Source organism: Paenisporosarcina sp. P5_A11, from assembly GCF_056400705.1.
Window position 1 is genome coordinate 1 of record NZ_JBFUKT010000051.1, and the last position, 20,061, is coordinate 20,061.

Annotated in this window: 20 protein-coding genes; 17 read left to right on the forward strand and 3 right to left on the reverse strand. The window is 39.0% G+C overall.

Annotated features, from left to right (window positions below; translation table 11 throughout):
• From AC1DOS_RS09550 to AC1DOS_RS09625, 16 genes are all read left to right on the forward strand, one after another.
• The coding region (locus AC1DOS_RS09550) for an RDD family protein (RefSeq protein ID WP_477537308.1) at nt 1-256 on the forward strand (256 nt) is incomplete at its 5' end.
• Between the two features lie 145 nt (nt 257-401).
• Nucleotides 402-908: a thiol peroxidase gene (tpx, locus tag AC1DOS_RS09555; RefSeq protein ID WP_477537309.1), complete on the forward strand. Its 507-nt coding sequence runs from the start codon at nt 402-404 to the stop codon at nt 906-908.
• 107 nt (nt 909-1,015) lie between these two features.
• Entirely contained in the window at nt 1,016-1,945 is a 930-nt protein-coding gene (locus AC1DOS_RS09560) for a class I SAM-dependent methyltransferase (RefSeq protein ID WP_477537310.1), read from the forward strand.
• A gap of 63 nt (nt 1,946-2,008) precedes the next feature.
• Nucleotides 2,009-3,214 carry an acetate kinase gene (locus AC1DOS_RS09565; RefSeq protein ID WP_477537311.1) on the forward strand — a complete coding sequence of 402 codons (1,206 nt, stop codon included), beginning with the start codon at nt 2,009-2,011 and terminating at the stop codon, nt 3,212-3,214.
• Nucleotides 3,215-3,832: 618 nt separating this feature from the next.
• Nucleotides 3,833-4,855 (forward strand): LacI family DNA-binding transcriptional regulator, encoded by a 1,023-nt coding sequence (locus tag AC1DOS_RS09570; RefSeq protein WP_477537312.1) that lies wholly within the window; start codon nt 3,833-3,835, stop codon nt 4,853-4,855.
• Nucleotides 4,856-4,959: 104 nt separating this feature from the next.
• Entirely contained in the window at nt 4,960-6,111 is a 1,152-nt protein-coding gene (locus AC1DOS_RS09575; RefSeq protein ID WP_477537313.1) for a Gfo/Idh/MocA family protein, read from the forward strand.
• 37 nt (nt 6,112-6,148) lie between these two features.
• A complete protein-coding gene (locus tag AC1DOS_RS09580; protein ID WP_477537325.1) occupies nt 6,149-7,141 on the forward strand; it encodes an ABC transporter permease in 993 nt (330 codons plus the stop codon).
• A gap of 13 nt (nt 7,142-7,154) precedes the next feature.
• Nucleotides 7,155-8,033 carry a carbohydrate ABC transporter permease gene (locus tag AC1DOS_RS09585; RefSeq protein ID WP_477537314.1) on the forward strand — a complete coding sequence of 293 codons (879 nt, stop codon included), beginning with the start codon at nt 7,155-7,157 and terminating at the stop codon, nt 8,031-8,033.
• Nucleotides 8,034-8,050: 17 nt separating this feature from the next.
• Entirely contained in the window at nt 8,051-9,667 is a 1,617-nt protein-coding gene (locus AC1DOS_RS09590; protein WP_477537315.1) for an extracellular solute-binding protein, read from the forward strand.
• 65 nt (nt 9,668-9,732) lie between these two features.
• The gene (locus tag AC1DOS_RS09595; protein ID WP_477537316.1) at nt 9,733-10,416 is read left to right on the forward strand and encodes a YesL family protein; all 684 of its coding nucleotides are present in this window, start codon (nt 9,733-9,735) and stop codon (nt 10,414-10,416) included.
• Nucleotides 10,413-11,606, forward strand: coding sequence for an N-acetylglucosamine-6-phosphate deacetylase (gene nagA / locus AC1DOS_RS09600; protein ID WP_477537317.1), 1,194 nt, complete (start codon nt 10,413-10,415; stop codon nt 11,604-11,606). The genes AC1DOS_RS09595 and nagA overlap by 4 nt, the downstream gene beginning before the upstream one ends.
• Nucleotides 11,607-11,670: 64 nt before the next feature.
• A complete protein-coding gene (locus AC1DOS_RS09605; protein WP_477537318.1) occupies nt 11,671-12,402 on the forward strand; it encodes a GntR family transcriptional regulator in 732 nt (243 codons plus the stop codon).
• A gap of 74 nt (nt 12,403-12,476) precedes the next feature.
• Entirely contained in the window at nt 12,477-13,319 is an 843-nt protein-coding gene (locus AC1DOS_RS09610) for a class II fructose-bisphosphate aldolase (protein WP_477537319.1), read from the forward strand.
• Nucleotides 13,316-14,254 carry a 1-phosphofructokinase family hexose kinase gene (locus AC1DOS_RS09615; protein ID WP_477537320.1) on the forward strand — a complete coding sequence of 313 codons (939 nt, stop codon included), beginning with the start codon at nt 13,316-13,318 and terminating at the stop codon, nt 14,252-14,254. Before AC1DOS_RS09610 ends, AC1DOS_RS09615 begins: the two co-directional genes overlap by 4 nt.
• Before the next feature lie 13 nt (nt 14,255-14,267).
• Nucleotides 14,268-15,284: an SIS domain-containing protein gene (locus tag AC1DOS_RS09620; RefSeq protein WP_477537321.1), complete on the forward strand. Its 1,017-nt coding sequence runs from the start codon at nt 14,268-14,270 to the stop codon at nt 15,282-15,284.
• A gap of 17 nt (nt 15,285-15,301) precedes the next feature.
• Complete coding sequence (locus AC1DOS_RS09625; RefSeq protein WP_477537322.1) at nt 15,302-16,189, forward strand: ROK family protein; 888 nt, start codon at nt 15,302-15,304, stop codon at nt 16,187-16,189.
• Between the two features lie 48 nt (nt 16,190-16,237).
• On the opposite strand, the gene AC1DOS_RS09630 is transcribed toward AC1DOS_RS09625, so the two are convergent.
• The 3 genes from AC1DOS_RS09630 to AC1DOS_RS09640 all read right to left on the reverse strand — a co-directional run bounded on the left by AC1DOS_RS09630 (nt 16,238) and on the right by AC1DOS_RS09640 (nt 18,567).
• Entirely contained in the window at nt 16,238-16,645 is a 408-nt protein-coding gene (locus tag AC1DOS_RS09630; protein WP_477537323.1) for a hypothetical protein, read from the reverse strand.
• A gap of 70 nt (nt 16,646-16,715) precedes the next feature.
• Nucleotides 16,716-17,165: a universal stress protein gene (locus AC1DOS_RS09635; RefSeq protein WP_108585368.1), complete on the reverse strand. Its 450-nt coding sequence runs from the start codon at nt 17,163-17,165 to the stop codon at nt 16,716-16,718.
• A gap of 94 nt (nt 17,166-17,259) precedes the next feature.
• On the reverse strand, nt 17,260-18,567 hold the full coding sequence (locus AC1DOS_RS09640) for a purine-cytosine permease family protein (protein ID WP_477537324.1): 1,308 nt from the start codon (nt 18,565-18,567) through the stop codon (nt 17,260-17,262).
• Nucleotides 18,568-18,730: 163 nt separating this feature from the next.
• On the opposite strand from AC1DOS_RS09640, the gene ald reads away from it, so the two are divergent.
• Nucleotides 18,731-19,846, forward strand: a complete 1,116-nt coding sequence (ald, locus tag AC1DOS_RS09645; protein WP_108585366.1) for an alanine dehydrogenase — start codon at nt 18,731-18,733, stop codon at nt 19,844-19,846.
• Nucleotides 19,847-20,061: the final 215 nt, after the last annotated feature.

Sequence of the window (20,061 nt, forward strand, 5' to 3'; positions counted from 1 at the left end):
AACAGTGGGTAAAATGGTTTTTGGTCTACGGGTGATATCTTTAAAAGATGAATCCATCACTTTTGTGACGATTTTATTTCGTGAATGGATTGGTCGTTTTTTCTCGGCAACGATCTTGCCTTTATATTGGGTAATAGGCTTTACCCCTAAAAAACAAGGGTTACATGACTTTATTGCAGATACCATGGTTATTCATGAAAAAGTGTATGAAAAGAAAGTAGACACTTCGTACAACCATGTTTCTGAAGTGAGCTAGTTGCTACATCCGAAAGCTTTTTAATAAGGTTTCGTAAAATGGTACTCTAGCTATTGATGAATCTGCTAGCTGACCATAGGCTTATCATTCGAAAGTTTTCTTATGGAAATGGTATACTTTTAATTAATAAAAGGGAGGCGTTATAATGGCACAAATTACATTCAAGCAAAATCCGATGACATTAATGGGTAATGAAGTTAAAGTAGGTGACACGGCGCCAGATTTCACAGTATTAGCGAACGACCTTAGCCCGGTTACATTACAAGATTCAAAAGGTAAAACAAGATTAATAAGTGTTGTTCCTTCATTAGACACTGGAACTTGTGATTCTCAAACACGTAAATTTAACGAAAGTGCAGCAGAACTTGGGGAAGATGTTGTCATCTTAACCGTTTCAAACGATTTACCATTTGCCCAAAAACGTTGGTGTGCAGCTGCTGGAATTGATTCAGTACAAACACTTTCTGATCACCGTGATTTATCTTTTGGTAAAGCATATGGTGTTGCAATTGAAGAACTACGTTTGCTTACGCGTTCAATTTTTGTTGTGGATAGCAATGATAAAGTTACATATGTTGAATATGTTCCGGAAGCAACAGAGCATCCAAATTACGAAAAAGCAATTGAAGCTGTAAAAGCTGTAAAAAATTAAGTAACACAAACCCACTCGTTATTTGAGTGGGTTTGCCATTTTCATTAGCTTTCAAAAAAGAGGATATACAATCCTTACGTCTTGAAGGCCATTTAAAGGAGCACATTATGAACAGTTCAGTGGAACAATTATTCACATTTATCGATGGACATGCTAAAAAACTTCAAACTTCTGAAGAATTAACGTATATTGAAGGCGTGTTGGAAACAACGGAGATGTGGCTAGACGGTGATATCAAACCAAACATTCAAAACATACAAAAAGAAGATATTCGAAAAGCCATTCAACTTACCATTCTTAAAGGCATGAAAGAACATGTTCAAGCACATCATCAAATGACGCCTGATTCTCTGGGGTTGCTTGTCGGCTATTTTGTTGACCAATTGACACAGGATAAAGAACAAGTTTCTATACTAGACCCGGCGGTTGGTACCGGAAATTTATTGTTCACGGTATTAAACTTTTTACAAGACAAAGCTTCGTCTACGGCTGTTGAAATTGATGACATGCTAATTAGACTTGCTGCTTCAACAGGTGATTTATTGCAACAACCTGTAACTCTTTACCGCCAGGATGCATTACAACCATTATTAATCGATCCAGTAGATGTTGTCATTAGTGATTTACCAGTTGGTTTTTATCCGGATGAGAAAACGGCTTCTGGATTTGAGTTAAAGGCTAAGGAAGGAATGTCCTTTGCTCACCATTTAATGATCGAACAATCGATTCGCCACACAGTCGACGGTGGATACTTAGTATTTTTAGTCCCACAAGGAATTTTCGAGTCGCCACAAGCAAAAGATTTACATTCTTACTTTGCTAAGCATGCATGGATTCAAGCAGTTGTTCAGTTGCCTGTAAACTTATTTAAAAATGAGTCACATGCTAAGAGCTTACTCGTCCTTCAAAAGAAATCAAGTGACTTAAAACAACCAAAAGAAGTGTTACTTGCAAAAGCTCCGAATATGTCAAACAAAGAAGCCATGACTTTATTTTTTGAAAAGGTCAAAATGTGGCGACAAGAAAATACAAACTGATAGTTGTCCGCCTCTTTATTCCACTGTACAATAACTGTATAAGTGGAAGAGGGGCGTTTTTTTATGGTCAATATATTAGCAGTCAATGCAGGAAGTTCTTCCTTGAAGTTCCAATTGCTTCGAATGCCCGAAGAATATGTAGTTGCTAAAGGGATAATCGAGCGTATTGGACTTAAAGAACCCATCTTTTCTATAACAACAAATGGGACAAAACTAGAACGAACAGATATAGAAAAAGTCACAAATCATTCAGAAGCGGTTCAACTTTTACTTCAGCAACTAGTGGAACAAAATGCTGTTTCTTCTCTACACGACATCGATGGTATCGGTCATCGACTTGTTCACGGAGGTGAAGAATACAGTGATTCCGTATTAATCGATGAGGATGCAATTGTAGTATTCGATAGACTATCTGATTTGGCACCATTACATAATCCTGCAAATATTACTGGAATCAAAGAATTCCAAAAAGCTTTACCAGATGTACCTGCTGTAGCCGTTTTTGATACAGCATTTCATCAAACAATGCCAGAAAGTTCATTTTTATATTCCATACCTTATGATTACTATAAAAAATATGGCATTCGGAAATATGGCTTTCATGGCACTTCTCACAAGTATGTAATGGGAAGAGCAGCTGATTTATTAAATCGTCCAGTCGACAAGATCCGTTTAATATCATGTCATCTTGGAAATGGCGCTAGCATAGCAGCGATTGACGGGGGACGTTCGATTGATACTTCTATGGGGTTCACGCCTTTAGCAGGCGTTACAATGGGTACACGTTCGGGTAACTTGGATCCCGCACTAATCCCATTTTTAATGGAAAAGACCGATAAAAGTGCTGAAGAAGTACTGGATGTCTTAAATAAGAAATCAGGAATGTTAGGTGTATCCGGATTTTCAAGTGATTTACGTGATATTGAAATAGAAGCGTTGAAAGGAAATGCACGTGCACAACTGGCACTTGATGTTTTTGCCAGTCGAATTCATAAGTATATTGGATCTTATGCTGCTCGCATGAACGGAGTCGACGCTATTATTTTCACAGCAGGAATTGGAGAGAATAGCGATGTGATTCGTGAAAAAGTATTAGCTGGTCTTCAATTCATGGGGGTCTACATGGACCCAGACTTAAATAAAATTCGTGGCAAAGAAGCGTTCATCAGTTACCCACATTCTCCAGTGAAAGTACTTGTGATTCCGACAAATGAGGAAGTCATGATAGCTAGAGATACGGTGAGATTAGCGAATATCAAGGGTTCTTGATACATGAATCAGTAAAGTTATATTAATACTTCAAAGTTAAACCATAACCGATCTTTAGTTCACTTGATTGTCAACCGTCTTTTCTTTTCAACTAAAAATGGAATAGGGAATCTTGATAGTAGTATCAACCAGTTGTCCATGCTTCGGTATTTGCAGCGTGGGCAGAGGAACTGTTGCCAACAGAAGCGGTACGGGTTAGGCCCGTACTATTTTTGTGTGAACGTTTGGGAACGGTGTGTGGATCATACTTTTGTCTCGACTCTTATTGCAACAGTATCGTGTTGCGCTAGTTAATGGAATACTCCTGATAGTACCACTGGAAATATGGGTTTCCACTGTATATTTGAAATATAAACATAAAGAGTACTGCTTGAGTAAGATAATAATAGTCTGTTAATCAGATTATTAAAAAATATATTGACACTATAGAAATCTAACTATATATTATTTGTAATATCAATTTTCTGACTATATAAAAACATTCTTCTTTTTTTACCCAAAGTTGTACCTACAACCCGTTGACTAGTTATCTTGAAATTAATATTTTGCTAGATACAATGGAGAATAAGGTACAACATTGATAACTGAAAACGGTTACAAAAGGGAAGAGGTAAAAAAATGGTGAGATTAAAAGATATTGCAGAGCAAGTTGGTGTTTCAGTTTCTACGGTTTCCCGCGTCATAAAGAATAGTTCTTCACGGAATGTAAATCCTGAAACAAAGAAAAAAGTTTGGATGGCTGTAAAAGAGTTAGGCTATACACCAAACGAATACGCACGACATCTTGTAGCATCTACACACCAAGAAAAAAAGAGTACGAAGAGAATCGCATGGCTTGCAAGTCCGCGTCTTGCTGAATCGAACCCGTATTTCTCGAAAATCTATTCGGGAATTAGCGAAACATTGAATAATGCAGGATACACATTATTGTTGTTAAGCAGAGAGGATTTAGAAGACGAGGCATTATTCCATCAGATGATACGAGAAAAGGAAGTTGAGGGGATGTTGCTGATCGATAAAATCGATGAGAAAATCCTTATTGATTGTAAGGAGTTAATTCCGGTTGTGGGAGTTGATTATAACTATAGTGATCATGCAATTTCCACCGTGGATTATGACAGGGAAGAAGCTGCATATAAAGCTGTGGAACATCTTATATCAAAAAAACATCGTCGAATCGGTTTCATCGGCGGTGGGAATGACGTTAATATGGCAAGCGAAAAACGTTTCAAAGGGTACAAAAAGGCTATGCACGAGTTCGGATTGACTATTGAAGAAACTTGGATAATTGATTCAGGTTGGTGCCTGGAAAAAAGCTATATGTCTTCGATGGAATTACTAAGTAGGCCACAAAACAGTCGCCCAACTGCCATTTTATGCGCAGGAGACTTACTGGCGATAGCCGCAATGAGGGCTGCTCATGAACTAGGACTTAACATACCTGACGAAATTGCATTCATTGGTATTGATAACAACGAAATGGCTCAATACGTAGTTCCATCATTGTCGACAATATCTATTCCTCAATATGAGATGGGCGTAGTCGCGGCAAAGATTCTACTAAACCAAATTGAAGATAGATCGAATATTGATTTAAAAACTTTATTGCCATTCGAATTGCTGGTACGTCAATCAACATGATTATTACAAGTTTATTTAATTATCACTTTCAGGAAAACGTTTTCCCGAAATCGGGAAAATGTTTCCTGGAAGAAAATGATAACAAGAAAAGATGGGGTGGAGAAATGAAGAAAGTCAGAATGGGGATAATCGGGGCAGGTCTTCGAAGTGGAATTGCTGAATATTGGCACAAGCCTGAAGGTAGTTCTGAAGTAGTTGCAGTTGCGGATATCTCAGAAGAACGCTTGTTGAAATTTCAGGAGAAAATCGAATCACCGGTTTTCATGACACAAGATTACAAAGAACTTCTGAATCGTAAAGATGTTGATGCAGTTGCGGTATTGTCACCGGATTATCTGCATGAGGAGCATGTCATAGCAGCACTTGAGGCAGGGAAACATGTCTATTCTGAAAAACCGCTTGCGATTACGGTCGAAGGATGTGATCGTATCATCGACACATGGCAGAGATCAGGAAAGCATTTAATGGTTGGTTTCAATATGCGTTATATGAGCATGTACCAAACGATGAAAGAATTAGTTGACTCAGGCGCTATTGGAGAATTAAAAGCAATTTGGGTTCGACACTTCGTCGGATTGGGTGGTTATTTCTACTACCACGATTGGCATGGGAAATCAGAAAATACGACCTCTCTCCTATTACAGAAAGGCTCACACGATCTTGACGTTATTCATTGGATTTCAGGTAAGTACACGACGAAAGTTGCGGCATTCGGCGGGCTTGATTACTTTGGAGGGGAGATGCCAAACGACTTAACATGTCCAAAGTGTGATCTGAAAAATACGTGTCCAGAATATAATCCAAAAACATTTACAGAATGTGCATTCAGGGAAGAAATCGATGTTGAAGATAATAATATGCTTATTATGGAACTTGAAGGTGGTATTAAGGCATCGTATCTCCAATGTCATTTCACACCAGACTATTCCCGAAATTATACGTTTATCGGTACAGAAGGTCGAATTGAGAACGACGATGTGAACGGAAAAGTATACTTGAAAACTCGTAAAACTAATACCTGGAAAGAGTTTAGCGACGTCACATACGAAATGAAAAAAGAGACTGGTAGTCATGGTGGGGCTGATCCTAAAAWAACGCAAGATTTTGTTGATCTGGTCCTCTACGATAAACAACCTCTCACAACGCCTTTTGCAGGTAGAATGAGTGTGGCAGTTGGATGTGCGGCAACAGAATCTATACGTGCAGGTGGTAAAGTAGTCATGATATCTCAAGAATCTAGCATCGTACACAACTGAATGTATTCGTAGGAAAGGGGGTCTAATCGTGACAAACATGAGTGAAAGTGTGGCGCCAGTTGAAAAATTTGAGACATATAGAAAAAAGAAGTTGTTCAAAAATCGTCAGAATGCGAAGAAAAAAACATGGGTTGAATGGAGAAAGTCCGTCCGGAAAAACTGGGAACTCTATTTGTTACTTACACCAGTAATTCTATACTTTCTCATATTCCATTACTTCCCTCTCTATGGTTTGCAAATCGCATTTAAAGATTTTATTGCGACAAAAGGCATTTTAGGTAGTCCATGGGTAGGATTTAAACACTTTGAACGGTTTTTTGATAGTTACTATTTCTGGAGGCTTATTAAAAATACTGTCGGGATAGGTGTATTCACTCTAGCTGTCTCATTCCCAATTCCGATTGTATTAGCACTCATGCTAAATGAAGTGAAAAGCTTACGTTTCAAAAAATTTGTACAAACGGTTGTATACGCACCGCATTTCCTTTCAACTGTTGTAGTTGTTGGAATGCTACTCCTTTTCTTGAAAACGGACGGGTTAATCAATCAGGTGATTCGACTTTTCGGTGGGGCACCGATTGATTTTATAACTGAGCCAGCTTTGTTTAAAAGTTTGTATGTATTTTCAGACGTGTGGCAAACGATGGGATGGAGTTCTATCATTTATATCGCTGCACTAGCTGCAGTGGATCCCTCACAACATGAAGCGGCAATGATAGACGGTGCATCAAGGTTTCAGCGAATCATCCATATTAACATTCCGGCGATTATGCCAACGATTGTCATTCTCTTCATTTTGAATGCAGGATCTGTAATGGCTGTCGGATTTGAAAAAGTATATCTTATGCAAAATGCCTTGAATATGTCGTCGTCTGATGTAATTTCGACATTTGTTTATAGAAGTGGGATTTTGGAAGCACAATATAGTTTCTCTGCTGCAGTGGGGCTGTTCAACTCGTTAATTAATTTCTTTATGCTATTAATGGTCAATCACATTGCAAAAAAAGTGAATGAGACAAGTCTATGGTAAGGGGTGGGGTTAGTTGAGAGACTCTAAGACAGATCGAACGTTTAATATATTCAACTATGTGTTCCTGACCATTGTTGCCTTGATGGTGATATATCCATTGCTATTTGTAATCAGTGCATCACTCAGTAACCCGCAATATGTTGTATCAGGTGAGATGTGGTTATGGCCTAAAGAGTTTACTTTGGATGCTTATGACAAGGTTTTTAAAAATCAGGATATTATCAATGGATTTATGAACACGTTGAAATATACGGTATTTGGAACCGTGTTGAACGTCGTCATGACAATATTAGCAGCATATCCACTGTCCCGTAGAGATTTAAAGGGTCGCGGAGTTATTATGGCATTTATTATCTTTACAATTTTCTTTAGTGGGGGGCTTATCCCAACATACTTACTCATTCGGGATCTTGGGATGCTAAATACGTTCTGGGTTATGGTGATACCAAATGCAGTTGCGGTTTGGAACATTATTATAATGAGAACTTTCTTCCAGTCCATCCCGCATGAATTGCAGGAATCCGCGATGATTGATGGATGTGGAAATTTCAGGATTTTATGGAATATCGTCCTTCCTTTATCGTTCCCAGTCATTGCTGTAATGGTTCTTTTCTATTCGGTTGGCCATTGGAATTCATACTTCCAGGCATTGATTTATTTGCAGGATCAAGAGAAGTTTCCGCTACAGTTAATACTTCGGCAAATTCTTATTAAAGGCCAAACCGACGACATGATTCAAACAACTTCGGAAAGCTTTTTAGCGCAACAACTTAGTGTGGAGGGTTTGAAATACGCGGTGCTAATTGTTGCAAACTTACCGATGCTAATGCTCTATCCATTTTTACAAAGGTTTTTCGTGAAAGGCGTCATGATAGGATCATTAAAAGGATAGTCAAGGGGGAGAATGTATTGAAGAAAAGGAATTTTTCAGGTGTTGCAGCAAGTCTATTGCTAACGGCAAGTATTTTGGGAGCTTGTTCTGAAGAGGAAGGGGCCGTTAAAAAAAGTGTTAATGCCGGTAATGTAAAAGCAACCGGCATGCCAATTGTTGAAGAAAATATTCAAGTGGATGGTTTTGCTGCGAAATTCTTCGCCTCACAAGATTGGAATAAACTTATGCTCTGGGAAGAGTACGAGAAATTGACAAACGTTGAAGTGAACTGGAAAACAACGCAAATTGAGGGATTAGTAGAGAAAAGAAACTTAATGCTTGCATCTGGAGATTACCCTGAACTATTTTTCGCTTCGGCTTTTCCGAAAACAGATTTAATCAAGTACGGACAGCAGGGTGTTTTTCTACCATTAAATGACTATATCGATGAATATGCACCAAACTTTAAAAAGATTCTAGAAGATTATCCTTCGGTGAAAGAAGGAGTCACGATGGCGGATGGGAATATTTATGGTTTCCCAACATTTTATGACCCGAACTTTGAAGCACTCCGAGGAATGACTCCATGGATTAAACAAGACTGGCTGGAAAAATTGGGACTAAAGGAGCCTGAGACTCCAGAAGAATTGTATGAAGTTTTAAAAGCTTTCAAAGAAAAAGATCCGAATGGTAATGGAAAAGCAGATGAGCTTGGATGGGGCGGAGGATACGGCATAGTTGAATTCGTTGATTATTTGCGCGGTACGTATGGTTTGAATAAGCAAGGGTCAATGAACAAAAACCTTGACTTTAAAGAGGGTACTGAAGAATTTAGATTTGTTCCGGCTACGGATGAATATAAGGAATTACTTACATTCTTAAACAAGCTTTATACAGAAGGTTTAATTAACAAAGATGTTTTCACGGTACAACCGCAGGAGTTTTCAGCAGAAGCCTCTAAAGGGAATTTTGGTTTACTGAACGAAATTGACCCGGCAGAATTACTGAATCTTGACGGTTATGTTGGTGTACCGGTTCTTGAAGGTCCAACTGGCGAACGTGCTTATAATACAGTTTCGAATGGGCTTGGAAATCTTGGGATGTTCGTGTTGACAGATAAGGCAAAAAATCCAGAAGCAATGGTTCGCTGGATGGATTATTTTTATGGGGAAGAAGGCTCTAAAATGTTCTTCATGGGCTTCGAAGATGTCACGTACGAAGAAGATAAAGATGGAAACTTCAAGTATTTAGATACGATCACAGACAATCCGAATGGTTTAAATATGGACCAGGCGATTAGTGAATACTTGACTTGGCCAGGAGGATATTATCCTGGAATGGTTAGACAAAAATTCTTCCAAGGTGCTGAAGGAAAAGAAAATTCCGCTGTAAATGCTGAGAAAGTTCGTCCATATCGCATAAAAGACGATAACATTCTTCCAGGGCTGAACTATACGCTTGATGAAACCGACAAGGTCAGTGCTATTATGACAGATGTTCAAACATATATAGATGAAATGACTGCAGGTTTTATTACAGGCAAACAAGACTTCAGTAAGTGGGATGACTACAAGGAGACACTTGAAAAAATGGGAATACAAGAGTATCTTGTAGTTTCTCAAGGGGCATATGATCGCTCGAAAGAAGCGAAGTAAAATAAAAAACTCATACAAAGACAACTTCTTTGTATGAGTTTTACCCTTTCAGGGAGGTAATTTGATTGTACTTACATGGCTGGAAAGGAAAGCTTTATTGGTTTGTTGAATTTGTTACCATGCTAGCGTTATTACAACTGATGTGGATAGGTCTTACAATTCTTGGGTTAGTTATTTTAGGAATTTCGCCAGCTACTGTAGGGCTATTCGTCGTCATGCGAAAAAGATTTCATGGTCAAGATGATTTAAGATTACTTATCCGAAACTATTGGACGACGTATAAAGCGGAGTTTATCAACTCGAATAAGATTGGTGTCATTTTGATTTTCATTGGCTATTTTCTCATTCTCAATTTAAGAATTGTATTGACGATGAACGGAACTTTCGGCTTCTTCTTGTTGTCGTTTATGGTCATGATTACGATTTTGTATGCTGTAATGGTGATGAATATATTCCAAGTGTTTGCTCATTACGACCTCCCGTTGTCCCGTTATTTTTCAGCATCACTTCTACTTAGCATTTCGTTCCCAGTTCAAGTGATTGGTTCTGCTATGGGGCTTTATGGACTGTACCGAATTTTCTTATTCATACCAGGCCTTCTTCCGTTTTTTGGTATAAGCTTAACAATCTTCTTTCTTACATGGATGTCCTCACAAACTTTCAGACTGAAAGGCGAATCTGATGGTACGTTTAAGTCAGAGGAAGTTGGGAACATGACTCAATCCATAAGAGAGGGAAGCACTTCATGAGAAATCTATATTTGACTAATGCAACAATCGTTCTTGAAAAGTCAATCTTGCACGATGGATATGTTCATATTAAAGAAGAAAAAATCGAATCTGTTGGAGATATGGCCAATTGTCCATCTTTTAGAGAGGTAGATAGTGTATTCGATTGTACTGGGAAACAATACGTAATCCCGGGAATGATTGACATTCATGTTCATGGTGCAGCGGGATTTGACTTTATGGACTCGAGTCATAAAGCTTTTGAAGGAATTGCACAAGCGCTTGCAAAGGAAGGGACAACTTCTTATCTTGCGACGACGATGACAAATCCGGTAAAGCACATCAGTAAAGCGCTATTAAATCTTGCGAAATATATGGAAAACAGTAATGGAGCAGGAGTCGCGGAAATGGTAGGCGTTCATTTGGAAGGACCTTTTATTAATAAAGAACAAAAAGGGGCCCAACCGGAAAAAGAAATCATTCCTCCGAATGTTACTTTGTTTAAAGAATGGCAGGAATTGGCCAGAGAAACGATTAAAATTATTACGTTTGCACCTGAGTTAGACAACAATTTTGAGTTGTTAACAGAACTTAAGGAGATAGGTGTTCTCCCATCGATGGGTCATACGAATGCCTCATATGATGTAGCTGTCAGTGCAATTAGTCATGGAGTAACACACGCAACTCATTTGTTTAATGGAATGAAAGGCTTACACCATCGTGACCCTGGCGTTGTAGGTGCTGCCCTTCTACATGACGAAGTTTATGTAGAAATCATTCCGGATGGTATTCATTTTCATCTCGATTTGTTGAAACTTATTTTGAAGATGAAAGGGCCCGAACGAATTGTGGTCATTACTGATGGGATTCGCGCGAAAGGGATGCCTGATGGGGATTATAATTTAGGCGGTCAACGAGTGAACGTTCTTGAGGGGAAATGTACATTATCTTCGAATGGATCTTTGGCGGGAAGTATCGTGACGATGAATGATGCAAGATTGAATATTGCGAAGTGGCTTGGACTTTCGATATATGATCAAATAAAAATCACCTCTACGAACCAGGCTAAACGTTTAGGTTTATACAATCGAAAAGGATCGATTGAGGCAGGGAAAGATGCCGAYATCGTTGTCCTCGCTCAGAATGGACAACCCGAATTGACGATTTGCAGAGGAGCTGTTGCTTATCAACGTAATGGCGCATTCAATTAGTGTAAATCTTGTTGAAATGGTGATATATTGAAAGTGTGAGAATTAGGATAAAGGATGGAATGTTATGAAACCATTAGATCAAGGAAGTGTCATTCCGTTATATCATCAATTAAAGCAAAGATTGGATGCGCGTATCCGAATAGGAGATTGGAAGCCAGGCGATAAAATCGATTCGGAAAACCGTTTGATGGACATATTTCATGTTAGTAGAAATACAGCGAAGAAAGCTATTGAAGAATTGGTCCAAGAAGGATCACTATATCGCGTTCAAGGGAAAGGTACTTTCGTTTCGAGACCGAAGTTTGAACAATCACTAAGCGGATTTTATAGTTTTAGTCGCGTTTTACGGGAAAAAGGACTTCATCCCACTGACCGTGTACTTGAAGTAAAAGAAGTAACTCCATCTGAATCCGTTAGAATCGGGCTACAACTTGCTCCTGGTGAAAATGTCATTGAGATGAAAAGGTTACGTTGTGCGAATGATGAACCGATTATTCTTGAATCGTCATTTATGCCGAAGTCAGTTATTCAAGACATGTCTGTTTTGTATGAAGTAGGTAAATCATCCCTTTATGACTTGTTGGATGAGCGTTATAACGTGATTGTTGTTCGGGCAAAAGAAGCTTTCGAACCGGTTTTAATTAGGGAAGGGGAAAGCACGCTTCTCGAAACGGAAATAGGAAAACCCGCTTTGCTTTTAGAACGAACAGCATATGACACGAACGATCAACCAGTTGAGTATTGTATTTCAATCGTACGTGGAGATCGTTGCAGATTTTACACAGATCTCGTATAAACTCATAGATTTTTCTATGAGTTTTAAAATAAGTAAAGTTGTACCAACAACCCATTAATGAAAGGGGTCATTTTATGACACTCGTCACAACGAAAGAAATGTTAAAAGATGCACACCAGAACCACTATGCAATTGGAGCATTTGGTGCTCACAATTTGGAAATTATTAAAGCAATAATCGCTGGTGCAGAAGCAATTGGGTCGCCGGTCATCCTACAAACAACTTCCAGTACATACAGATATGTTGAGATGCCGTATATGATTGCGTTGGCAAAAGCGGCCGCTGAACAAGCGAAAATACCCGTCGCTTTGCATCTCGATCATGGTGAATCATTTCAAGTCGTGACGGAATGTTTGAGCGCGGGATATACGTCTGTAATGATTGATGGTTCTAAGCTTTCATTGGAAGACAATATTGCACTGGTCCGAAAAGTGACTGATGCCGCCAGTTCATTGGGTGTACCAGTTGAAGCGGAGCTTGGCACGATTGGAAGTGTGGAAGATGATTTAGTTTCTATGGAGGATCAAGCTCTATTCACAGATCCGCTGATGGCGGAGCGATTCATAAGGGAGACCGGCATCGATTCGTTTGCTCCTGCATTCGGAACTGCACACGGTAATTATAAAAAAGAACCAAAATTGCAATTCGATTTACTGGGAAAAATTCAGGMAGTGTCGAATCTCCCGCTCGTAATGCACGGAGCTTCAGGAGTACCTAAAGAAAGTGTACGTAAATCTTTGGATTACGGTGTAGCAAAAGTGAACTTCTCGACCGAACTAAAAGATTTATTCGCAGAGGAATTAAGGGCGTATTTAATTGCGAATCCAAAAGAAAGTGATCCGAGAAAATATTTCATTCCAGCAAGAGAGGCACTTATTGAGCTAGTTAAAACGAAGATTGCGATGTTGCAAAAATGATTACATCCATTACGCTGAACGCTGCAATCGACCAAGTTTATGAAGTTGAATCAATGGAAATCGGGGGGACAAATCGAGTTTCTTCTATTACACAAGACGTAGGTGGAAAAGGTATGAACGTCGCAAAAGTTCTCCACTATTCCGGTGCTAACGTTGATGTTGGTGGTTTTGCAGGCGGTTTGAACGGCGTTAGAATTCGCAGTCTGTTGGAGAAACACAAGATTGCAAGTGATCTCATTTCCGTTAAGGGCGAAAGTCGCGTTTGCTTAACAGTGCTTGATAAGAACAAAAGTGGAGGAACTGAATTGCTCGAAGGCGGTCCGGACATATCTGAAGCGGAGTGGCATTCCATGCTTGACTGGGCTAGACAGAAATCAGAAAGCGTAAAATGGTTTGCGTTATCTGGTAGTTTACCGAAAGGGGTACCCCAAACCGCATATGCTGACCTCATACGAATTATAAATGACAACGGTGCGAAGGTGATCCTTGATTCAAGTGGTGATGCGCTACAAAATGGAATAAAGGCAAAGCCGTTTGCGATAAAACCGAATGAGCATGAAATTGCCGCTCTACTAGGGAAATCGATTGTAACTGAAAGTGAATTGTTTAAAGTAGGAAGGTGTTTCGTCGATGCCGGTATCGAGCATGTCTGTTTCACATTGGCTGGAGAAGGAGCGATTTTTGTCAATAAATCTGGGTGTTTCAGAGCAGATGCCCCTCAGATTGATATTGTCAATACGGTCGGTAGCGGAGATGCCTTCGTCGGTGGCTTGCTGTATGGGTTATCTCACAATGAAGTATATAGCGTTGCCTATAAGCGGGCTATTGCATGCGRTTCAGTAAATGCAATGTACAGCGCAATCGGTTTTATTGATCTCGAACAAGTGGAAGCTTTCATGGAACAAATTACGATTCGAAAAATAAATGACAGATAGAGGTATTAATAGTATGCATACGTATAATGAAATCATGGGACAAGCGGAACAATTACAAAAAACTTATGAGCTTGTGAAGGAGTTAGAAATTGAACACGAAGCTGTAGATCAAGTGTTATTCATGGGTTGTGGAACTTCATTTTATCTAGCTGCTTCAGCTGCAAAGTACTATCAAACGGTGACAGGACAGTTTGCATCAGCACTGCCTGCATCGGAGTTATTCCTTCATACATCTACAGCTATTGTACCGGGGAAAAAGTACCTTGTCGTTGGAATTTCAAGATCGGGAACAACTTCAGAGATTCTCATTGCCCTCGATCATTTTAAGGGGAACGCTGATATTCGTACATTAGCGGTTACATGTAATGGGGATACCCCGATGGCAGCAGCGGTAGATCAAGTGATCGCACTTGATCATATCTCGGAGAATAGTGTTGTAATGACTCAATCGTTTTCAAATATGCTATTTGCTCTCCAAGTGTTCGCTGCAAAACAAGCGGAATCCAGTCAAAACTTGGATGAACTAAAGCAAGTTCCAAAATTGGTAAGGAACGCGTTATCATCCGAAGGTTTAACAAAAAAGGTAGCTGAAGATTATTCGAAGAAACGGTTTATCTTCCTTGGGTCAGGTTCATATAACGGATTAGCGAAAGAAGCGACTTTAAAATTAAAAGAAATGACGCAAACAGAATGTGAGAGCTATTCAAGCTTGGAGTTTAGGCATGGTCCAATTTCAATTGTAGACGGTTCGACAGTTGTCGTTTTGCTCATTCAACTCGAGACAGCAGACTATGACCAGCAACTCGTTTTAGATATTCAAAGGCTTGGCGGATATGTACTAGCAATCGGTCCGATTTCTGTAGGATTTAAAGCAGATGAAATAATTGAATTGACGAATGATATAAGTGATCTGAACCGGCATGCCATATATGTTCCATATCTTCAATTAATTGCGTATCATCGTGCTGTGAATTTTGGGTTTAATCCAGATAAGCCACGGAATCTTACACAAGTTGTTAAATTGTCATAATCGGAGGTGGGGTGTAAATGGGATACATTCTGGCTGCTGATGTCGGTGGTACAAAACTCGCGACAGCCCTGTTAAGCGCAAACGGGACTGTATTGCAAGCCGCCGAAATACGAAGCGAAAAAAATGACGGAGAGAAACTCTTCCAGTCACTGATTGATTCATTCAAGTCTCTTTGTATGAATACGCTTGTTCATATTGATGAAATAAACGGGATCGCAGTAGGAATTCCAGGGATTGTTGACAGTGAAAACGGGATTGCAATCTTCCAAAACAATTTGCCCTGGAGAAATTTCCTATTAACCGAAAGGCTTGCTAATGAGTTTCCTAAATCGAATATTATTGTGGACAATGACGTTTATATGGCGGCGTGGGGAGAATATACAAACCGTGAATTCTCTCAGGAGTCTTTTGTTTATGTAACACTTAGTACGGGTATTTCCTGTTGTTCGATATATAAGGGAATGTTTTTGAGAGGTGCAGGCATGGCAGGAGAAATTGGGTTTAATTTGACAGATATTCCACGAACTTCTCTCGAGTCCCTTGTATCTGGTCCTTCGCTGGAAGCTCAAGGGAAGAAATTGTTGAAAAACACAAACCTGACACTAAAAGAAATGATGGAGTTTTATTATGAAGGCAACGATTGCATTTTACCAATTGTCAACGAAGCTATATGTACATTAGCGAAAGCAATCTATCATATTATCGTCTTAGAGGATCCACATTGTATCGTCCTTGGGGGTGGTGTGTTCAATAATCATCCGGGACTCATCGAACTAGTGCGAAAAGAGGTTAGACAGTATTTGCATCATCCATTGTTAAAAGGTAAAGAAGAACGAATTGAAGCAAGTGCATATAAAGAAAGCGCGGGATTGCACGGAGCAGCTTCAAGAATAATTGCAAACTGATTACGAATGAAACGGAAGAATAGAGCACATTTGAAACCAAAGATATTGCTAATGGTGGATTAAATGCGAGAAGGTGTTGCCACCGGCTAAAAGCAACGGTGCAACATGTTTTGGATTCGTTAAAGAAAGTATAAAAAATCCTCTTCCAGATAAAATACTGGACGAGGATTTTTTATCTGATACGACTTTCAGTTTCATTATCGAAGAAATGAGCCCTAGCCAAGTCAAACGCAAGTTTAATTTTTTGACGGTTTGGATATGCGCGTTGGAACTAACGCGCGCTACATGTTGTTGACCATCGGGAGTTGAGTAAACCATCAGTTCAGAACCGGTTAATTCTGACACGTTTACATTTGCTTCTACTGTAGATTCGGACAATAAAGCTAAAGCTTCAGGATCATCAGAAATATATTCAGGTCTTACGCTAAATTTAATAATTACTGCTAAGTGACTCATTCGCAAACAGTCCGATCCATTTTTTCTATAACCGTAGGCGTGCTAGAGTGGCGTCTTACGCTTTTCTTAGTTAAATGTGTTCTTCTGTCCGGACAACAAGCACATCACATTTAGCCGCACGTACAATATGTCCAGATACACTTCCGATTAAAAAACGTTCAACGGTGCTTAAACCTGTAGCACCACAAATTATAAGATCAGCTTCTACTTTCTTAGCAACTTCTCTAGCAATCATTGTTTTAGGAGAACCGTAATCAACAATTACATTTACTTTTGTAACTCCAGCCGCCTCAGCTTCTTTTTTATAATTACCTAGTAATTCTTCAGCAAACGCTTGTGCACGGTCTGCGATTGATCGATCATAAGCTTCAATGGCTGCAAATGAACGTGTATCAATCACGTTTACTAGATTTAATGTCGCATCATTACGTTGTGCTACGCCAATTGATTTTTTAAAAGCCCATGCTGCTTCTTTAGACCCGTCTACCGCAACTAAAATATGTTTGTATGAAAGTGTCATATAAATTCCTCCTTCAAAATTTTTCTATATATATAGATTTCGGTAAGCAATCTGGAAATCCTGCTTTTTCAATAGGATTTCCGTCAATTAGGGTCTATTTTGTGACTATATACTTGTGAAGCGAAAAATAAACTATCGAACTACCAATAAATATTAGCATTCCCGGTGAAAGCTCCTTTGGGGTGATTAAGTAAGCAATACTCATAAAGGTAAATGTAAGAATGGCTGCAAGATTTATTTTATAAGAACCAAGGACCACATTCATCATGAGTTCTTCTGAGATAGACATTTTTTTAATCCATAAATAATCTACGACTATAATTGCTGATAATGGAACAATGCCCGCTCCTAAAATCGAGATAATAGAGGCTGCTTCAGTAGAAAGGCTTGGAAAACAACTTAGGATTACGCCTACTATCCCGAATAATAAAGCACTTCTTAATCTTCCAAGAGAAGGCCACGTATTAAGTAAACTAAACCCTCCAGTATATGCATTTCCAATGTTGATAGAAATCATGGCAAGTAAACCGCTTAAGGTAATGAAAAGTCCAATAAAAGTATTTGTAGTCGCTTCACTAAGCACAACGAAAGGATTCGTGGATTGGAAAAATGCCGCCACTAATGTTCCTAATAAAGCGGTCATTAAATAACCTGCGGAATTTCCAAGGAACATACCAGAGAATCCTTGACGTGCAGATTTAGCATAACGGGTCATATCACTAGAAGCACTAACACCCGAAACAAATTGGACGAATGCTAAACTCATATAAAAGAAAAATATGCCCCAGTCAAAAGTTGTATTAGGAAAGGAATTTTCTGACGATACTGAGACTTCTGTGAAAATGACAAATAGCATAAGACTTTGTCCAATAATTAATATGGGTAAAAATAATCTCGTTACTTTTTTTACAGCATCGTATCCAACGAGAGCCAAATAAGCCATCAGACTAGCCGTAAACACCGCTAAAAGCGTAAACGGAATATGAATGTTCAAGAAGTTAGAAACAACAGATTGTAGAATATATGTCCCACCAATTGTTTGTACACTAAACCAATATAATGAAGTTAACACACGGATAGGTGATGCGATTTTTGTGGCAAGCCAAGACCCAACAAAAGCACGCAAAATGTATTGACCAGGAAGACCATAAAGAGCACCAGGGACAGAAAGTGCGGATACACATAAAAATGCTAATAAAGCACCTATCCAAACCGCGGTAAAAGCAGGTAACCATGGAAGGTGTCCTTGAGTAACTGCTAAAGATGGAACTAGAAAGTTTCCAGCATTTACGGAAAAAGCAAAAGCAATGATCGCATACTCTTTCCAAGTAGATTGTTGAAGAGAAGAAGGGACTGCTTCCAATCCAAACTGCTCAAAATTTCGGTTATTCATTCCTGCCATTTGTAATTCACCAACTTTCAATTGACAGAGTTATCTAAAATTATTGTATAAAAAGATTTTTAAAGCCATTTTCAATTATATCTGATAGAATTGATTTGCTTTCAATAATTTAATTATGTCGGCTCAATTGACTTACTTACATAAAACACAGGAGGGTTTCAAAATGAAAATTGGAGTACCTAAAGAAATTAAAAACAATGAAAACCGTGTTGCTATGACACCAGCAGGAGTTGTTAACTTAGCAGTTTTCGGACATGATGTTTATATCGAAACAGGAGCAGGACTAGGTTCAGGTTTCACAGATGAAGCATATGAAACAGCAGGTGCACAAATTGTGGCAACAGCTAAAGAAGCATGGGCAACTGATATGGTCATGAAAGTAAAAGAACCGATTGCTTCTGAATATGGTTATTTCCATGAAGGTCTAATCTTGTTCACATATTTACATTTAGCTCCAGAACCTGAATTAACAAAAGCTTTAATGGATAATAAAGTGGTTGGAATTGCTTACGAAACCGTTCAACTTCCAAACAATTCATTGCCATTATTAACACCTATGAGTGAAGTAGCTGGACGTATGTCTACTCAAATTGGTGCACAGTTCTTAGAGAAAATCCACGGTGGAATGGGAATTTTACTTGGTGGAGTACCAGGAGTTTCTCGTGGTAAAGTTACTATTATTGGTGGCGGGATTGCTGGAACAAACGCTGCTCGTGTTGCAGTTGGAATGGGAGCAGATGTTACAATCATCGATCTAAGTCCAGATCGTCTTCGTCAATTAGAAGACTTGTTTGGTCGCGATGTGCAAACATTAATTTCAAATCCATTTAACATCGCTGAATCTGTAAAAGATTCGGATCTTGTTATTGGCGCTGTCTTAATTCCAGGAGCGAAAGCACCTAAACTTATTACAGAAGAAATGATCAAGTCAATGAAACCTGGATCGGTAGTAGTTGATATTGCTATAGACCAAGGTGGTATTTTCGAAAGTTCTGATCGTATCACAACTCACGATAACCCAACATATGAAAAACATGGTGTGGTTCATTACGCAGTAGCTAACATGCCTGGAGCTGTACCACGTACATCAACTATGGCTTTAACAAACGTAACTGTTCCTTATGCAGTGCAAATTGCAAACAAAGGATATGTACAAGCTTGCTTAGATAACAGCGCACTTCTTAAAGGAATTAACACATTAGAAGGACACGTGACATATCAAGCGGTAGCTGATGCACAAGGACTTCCGTATGTAGCTGTTGAAGGTCTTTTAGCTTAATTTAAAAACCCCTTTTCGCCAATTGGTGAAAAGGGGTTTTTTGTGTGATTTTAATGCGAAGTGATGGGGCGGGGATTCGTCGCAACTTCTTGGATTATTGTCGTAACTATTCATGTTATCGTCGTAACTTTTTGGATTATCGTCGCAACTTTCCTAGTTATTGTCTCAACTTCATGGATTATCGTCGCAACTATCCAATTCCCTCCTAATTCTCA

Coding starts and splice junctions, on each gene's coding strand:
- tpx (WP_477537309.1), top strand. CDS start 402: ATGGCACAAATTACATTCAAGCAAAATCCGATGACATTAATGGGTAAT.
- AC1DOS_RS09560 (WP_477537310.1), top strand. CDS start 1,016: ATGAACAGTTCAGTGGAACAATTATTCACATTTATCGATGGACATGCT.
- AC1DOS_RS09565 (WP_477537311.1), top strand. CDS start 2,009: ATGGTCAATATATTAGCAGTCAATGCAGGAAGTTCTTCCTTGAAGTTC.
- AC1DOS_RS09570 (WP_477537312.1), top strand. CDS start 3,833: ATGGTGAGATTAAAAGATATTGCAGAGCAAGTTGGTGTTTCAGTTTCT.
- AC1DOS_RS09580 (WP_477537325.1), top strand. CDS start 6,149: ATGAGTGAAAGTGTGGCGCCAGTTGAAAAATTTGAGACATATAGAAAA.
- AC1DOS_RS09605 (WP_477537318.1), top strand. CDS start 11,671: ATGAAACCATTAGATCAAGGAAGTGTCATTCCGTTATATCATCAATTA.
- AC1DOS_RS09620 (WP_477537321.1), top strand. CDS start 14,268: ATGCATACGTATAATGAAATCATGGGACAAGCGGAACAATTACAAAAA.
- AC1DOS_RS09625 (WP_477537322.1), top strand. CDS start 15,302: ATGGGATACATTCTGGCTGCTGATGTCGGTGGTACAAAACTCGCGACA.
- AC1DOS_RS09630 (WP_477537323.1), bottom strand. CDS start 16,645: ATGAGTCACTTAGCAGTAATTATTAAATTTAGCGTAAGACCTGAATAT.
- AC1DOS_RS09635 (WP_108585368.1), bottom strand. CDS start 17,165: ATGACACTTTCATACAAACATATTTTAGTTGCGGTAGACGGGTCTAAA.
- AC1DOS_RS09640 (WP_477537324.1), bottom strand. CDS start 18,567: ATGGCAGGAATGAATAACCGAAATTTTGAGCAGTTTGGATTGGAAGCA.
- ald (WP_108585366.1), top strand. CDS start 18,731: ATGAAAATTGGAGTACCTAAAGAAATTAAAAACAATGAAAACCGTGTT.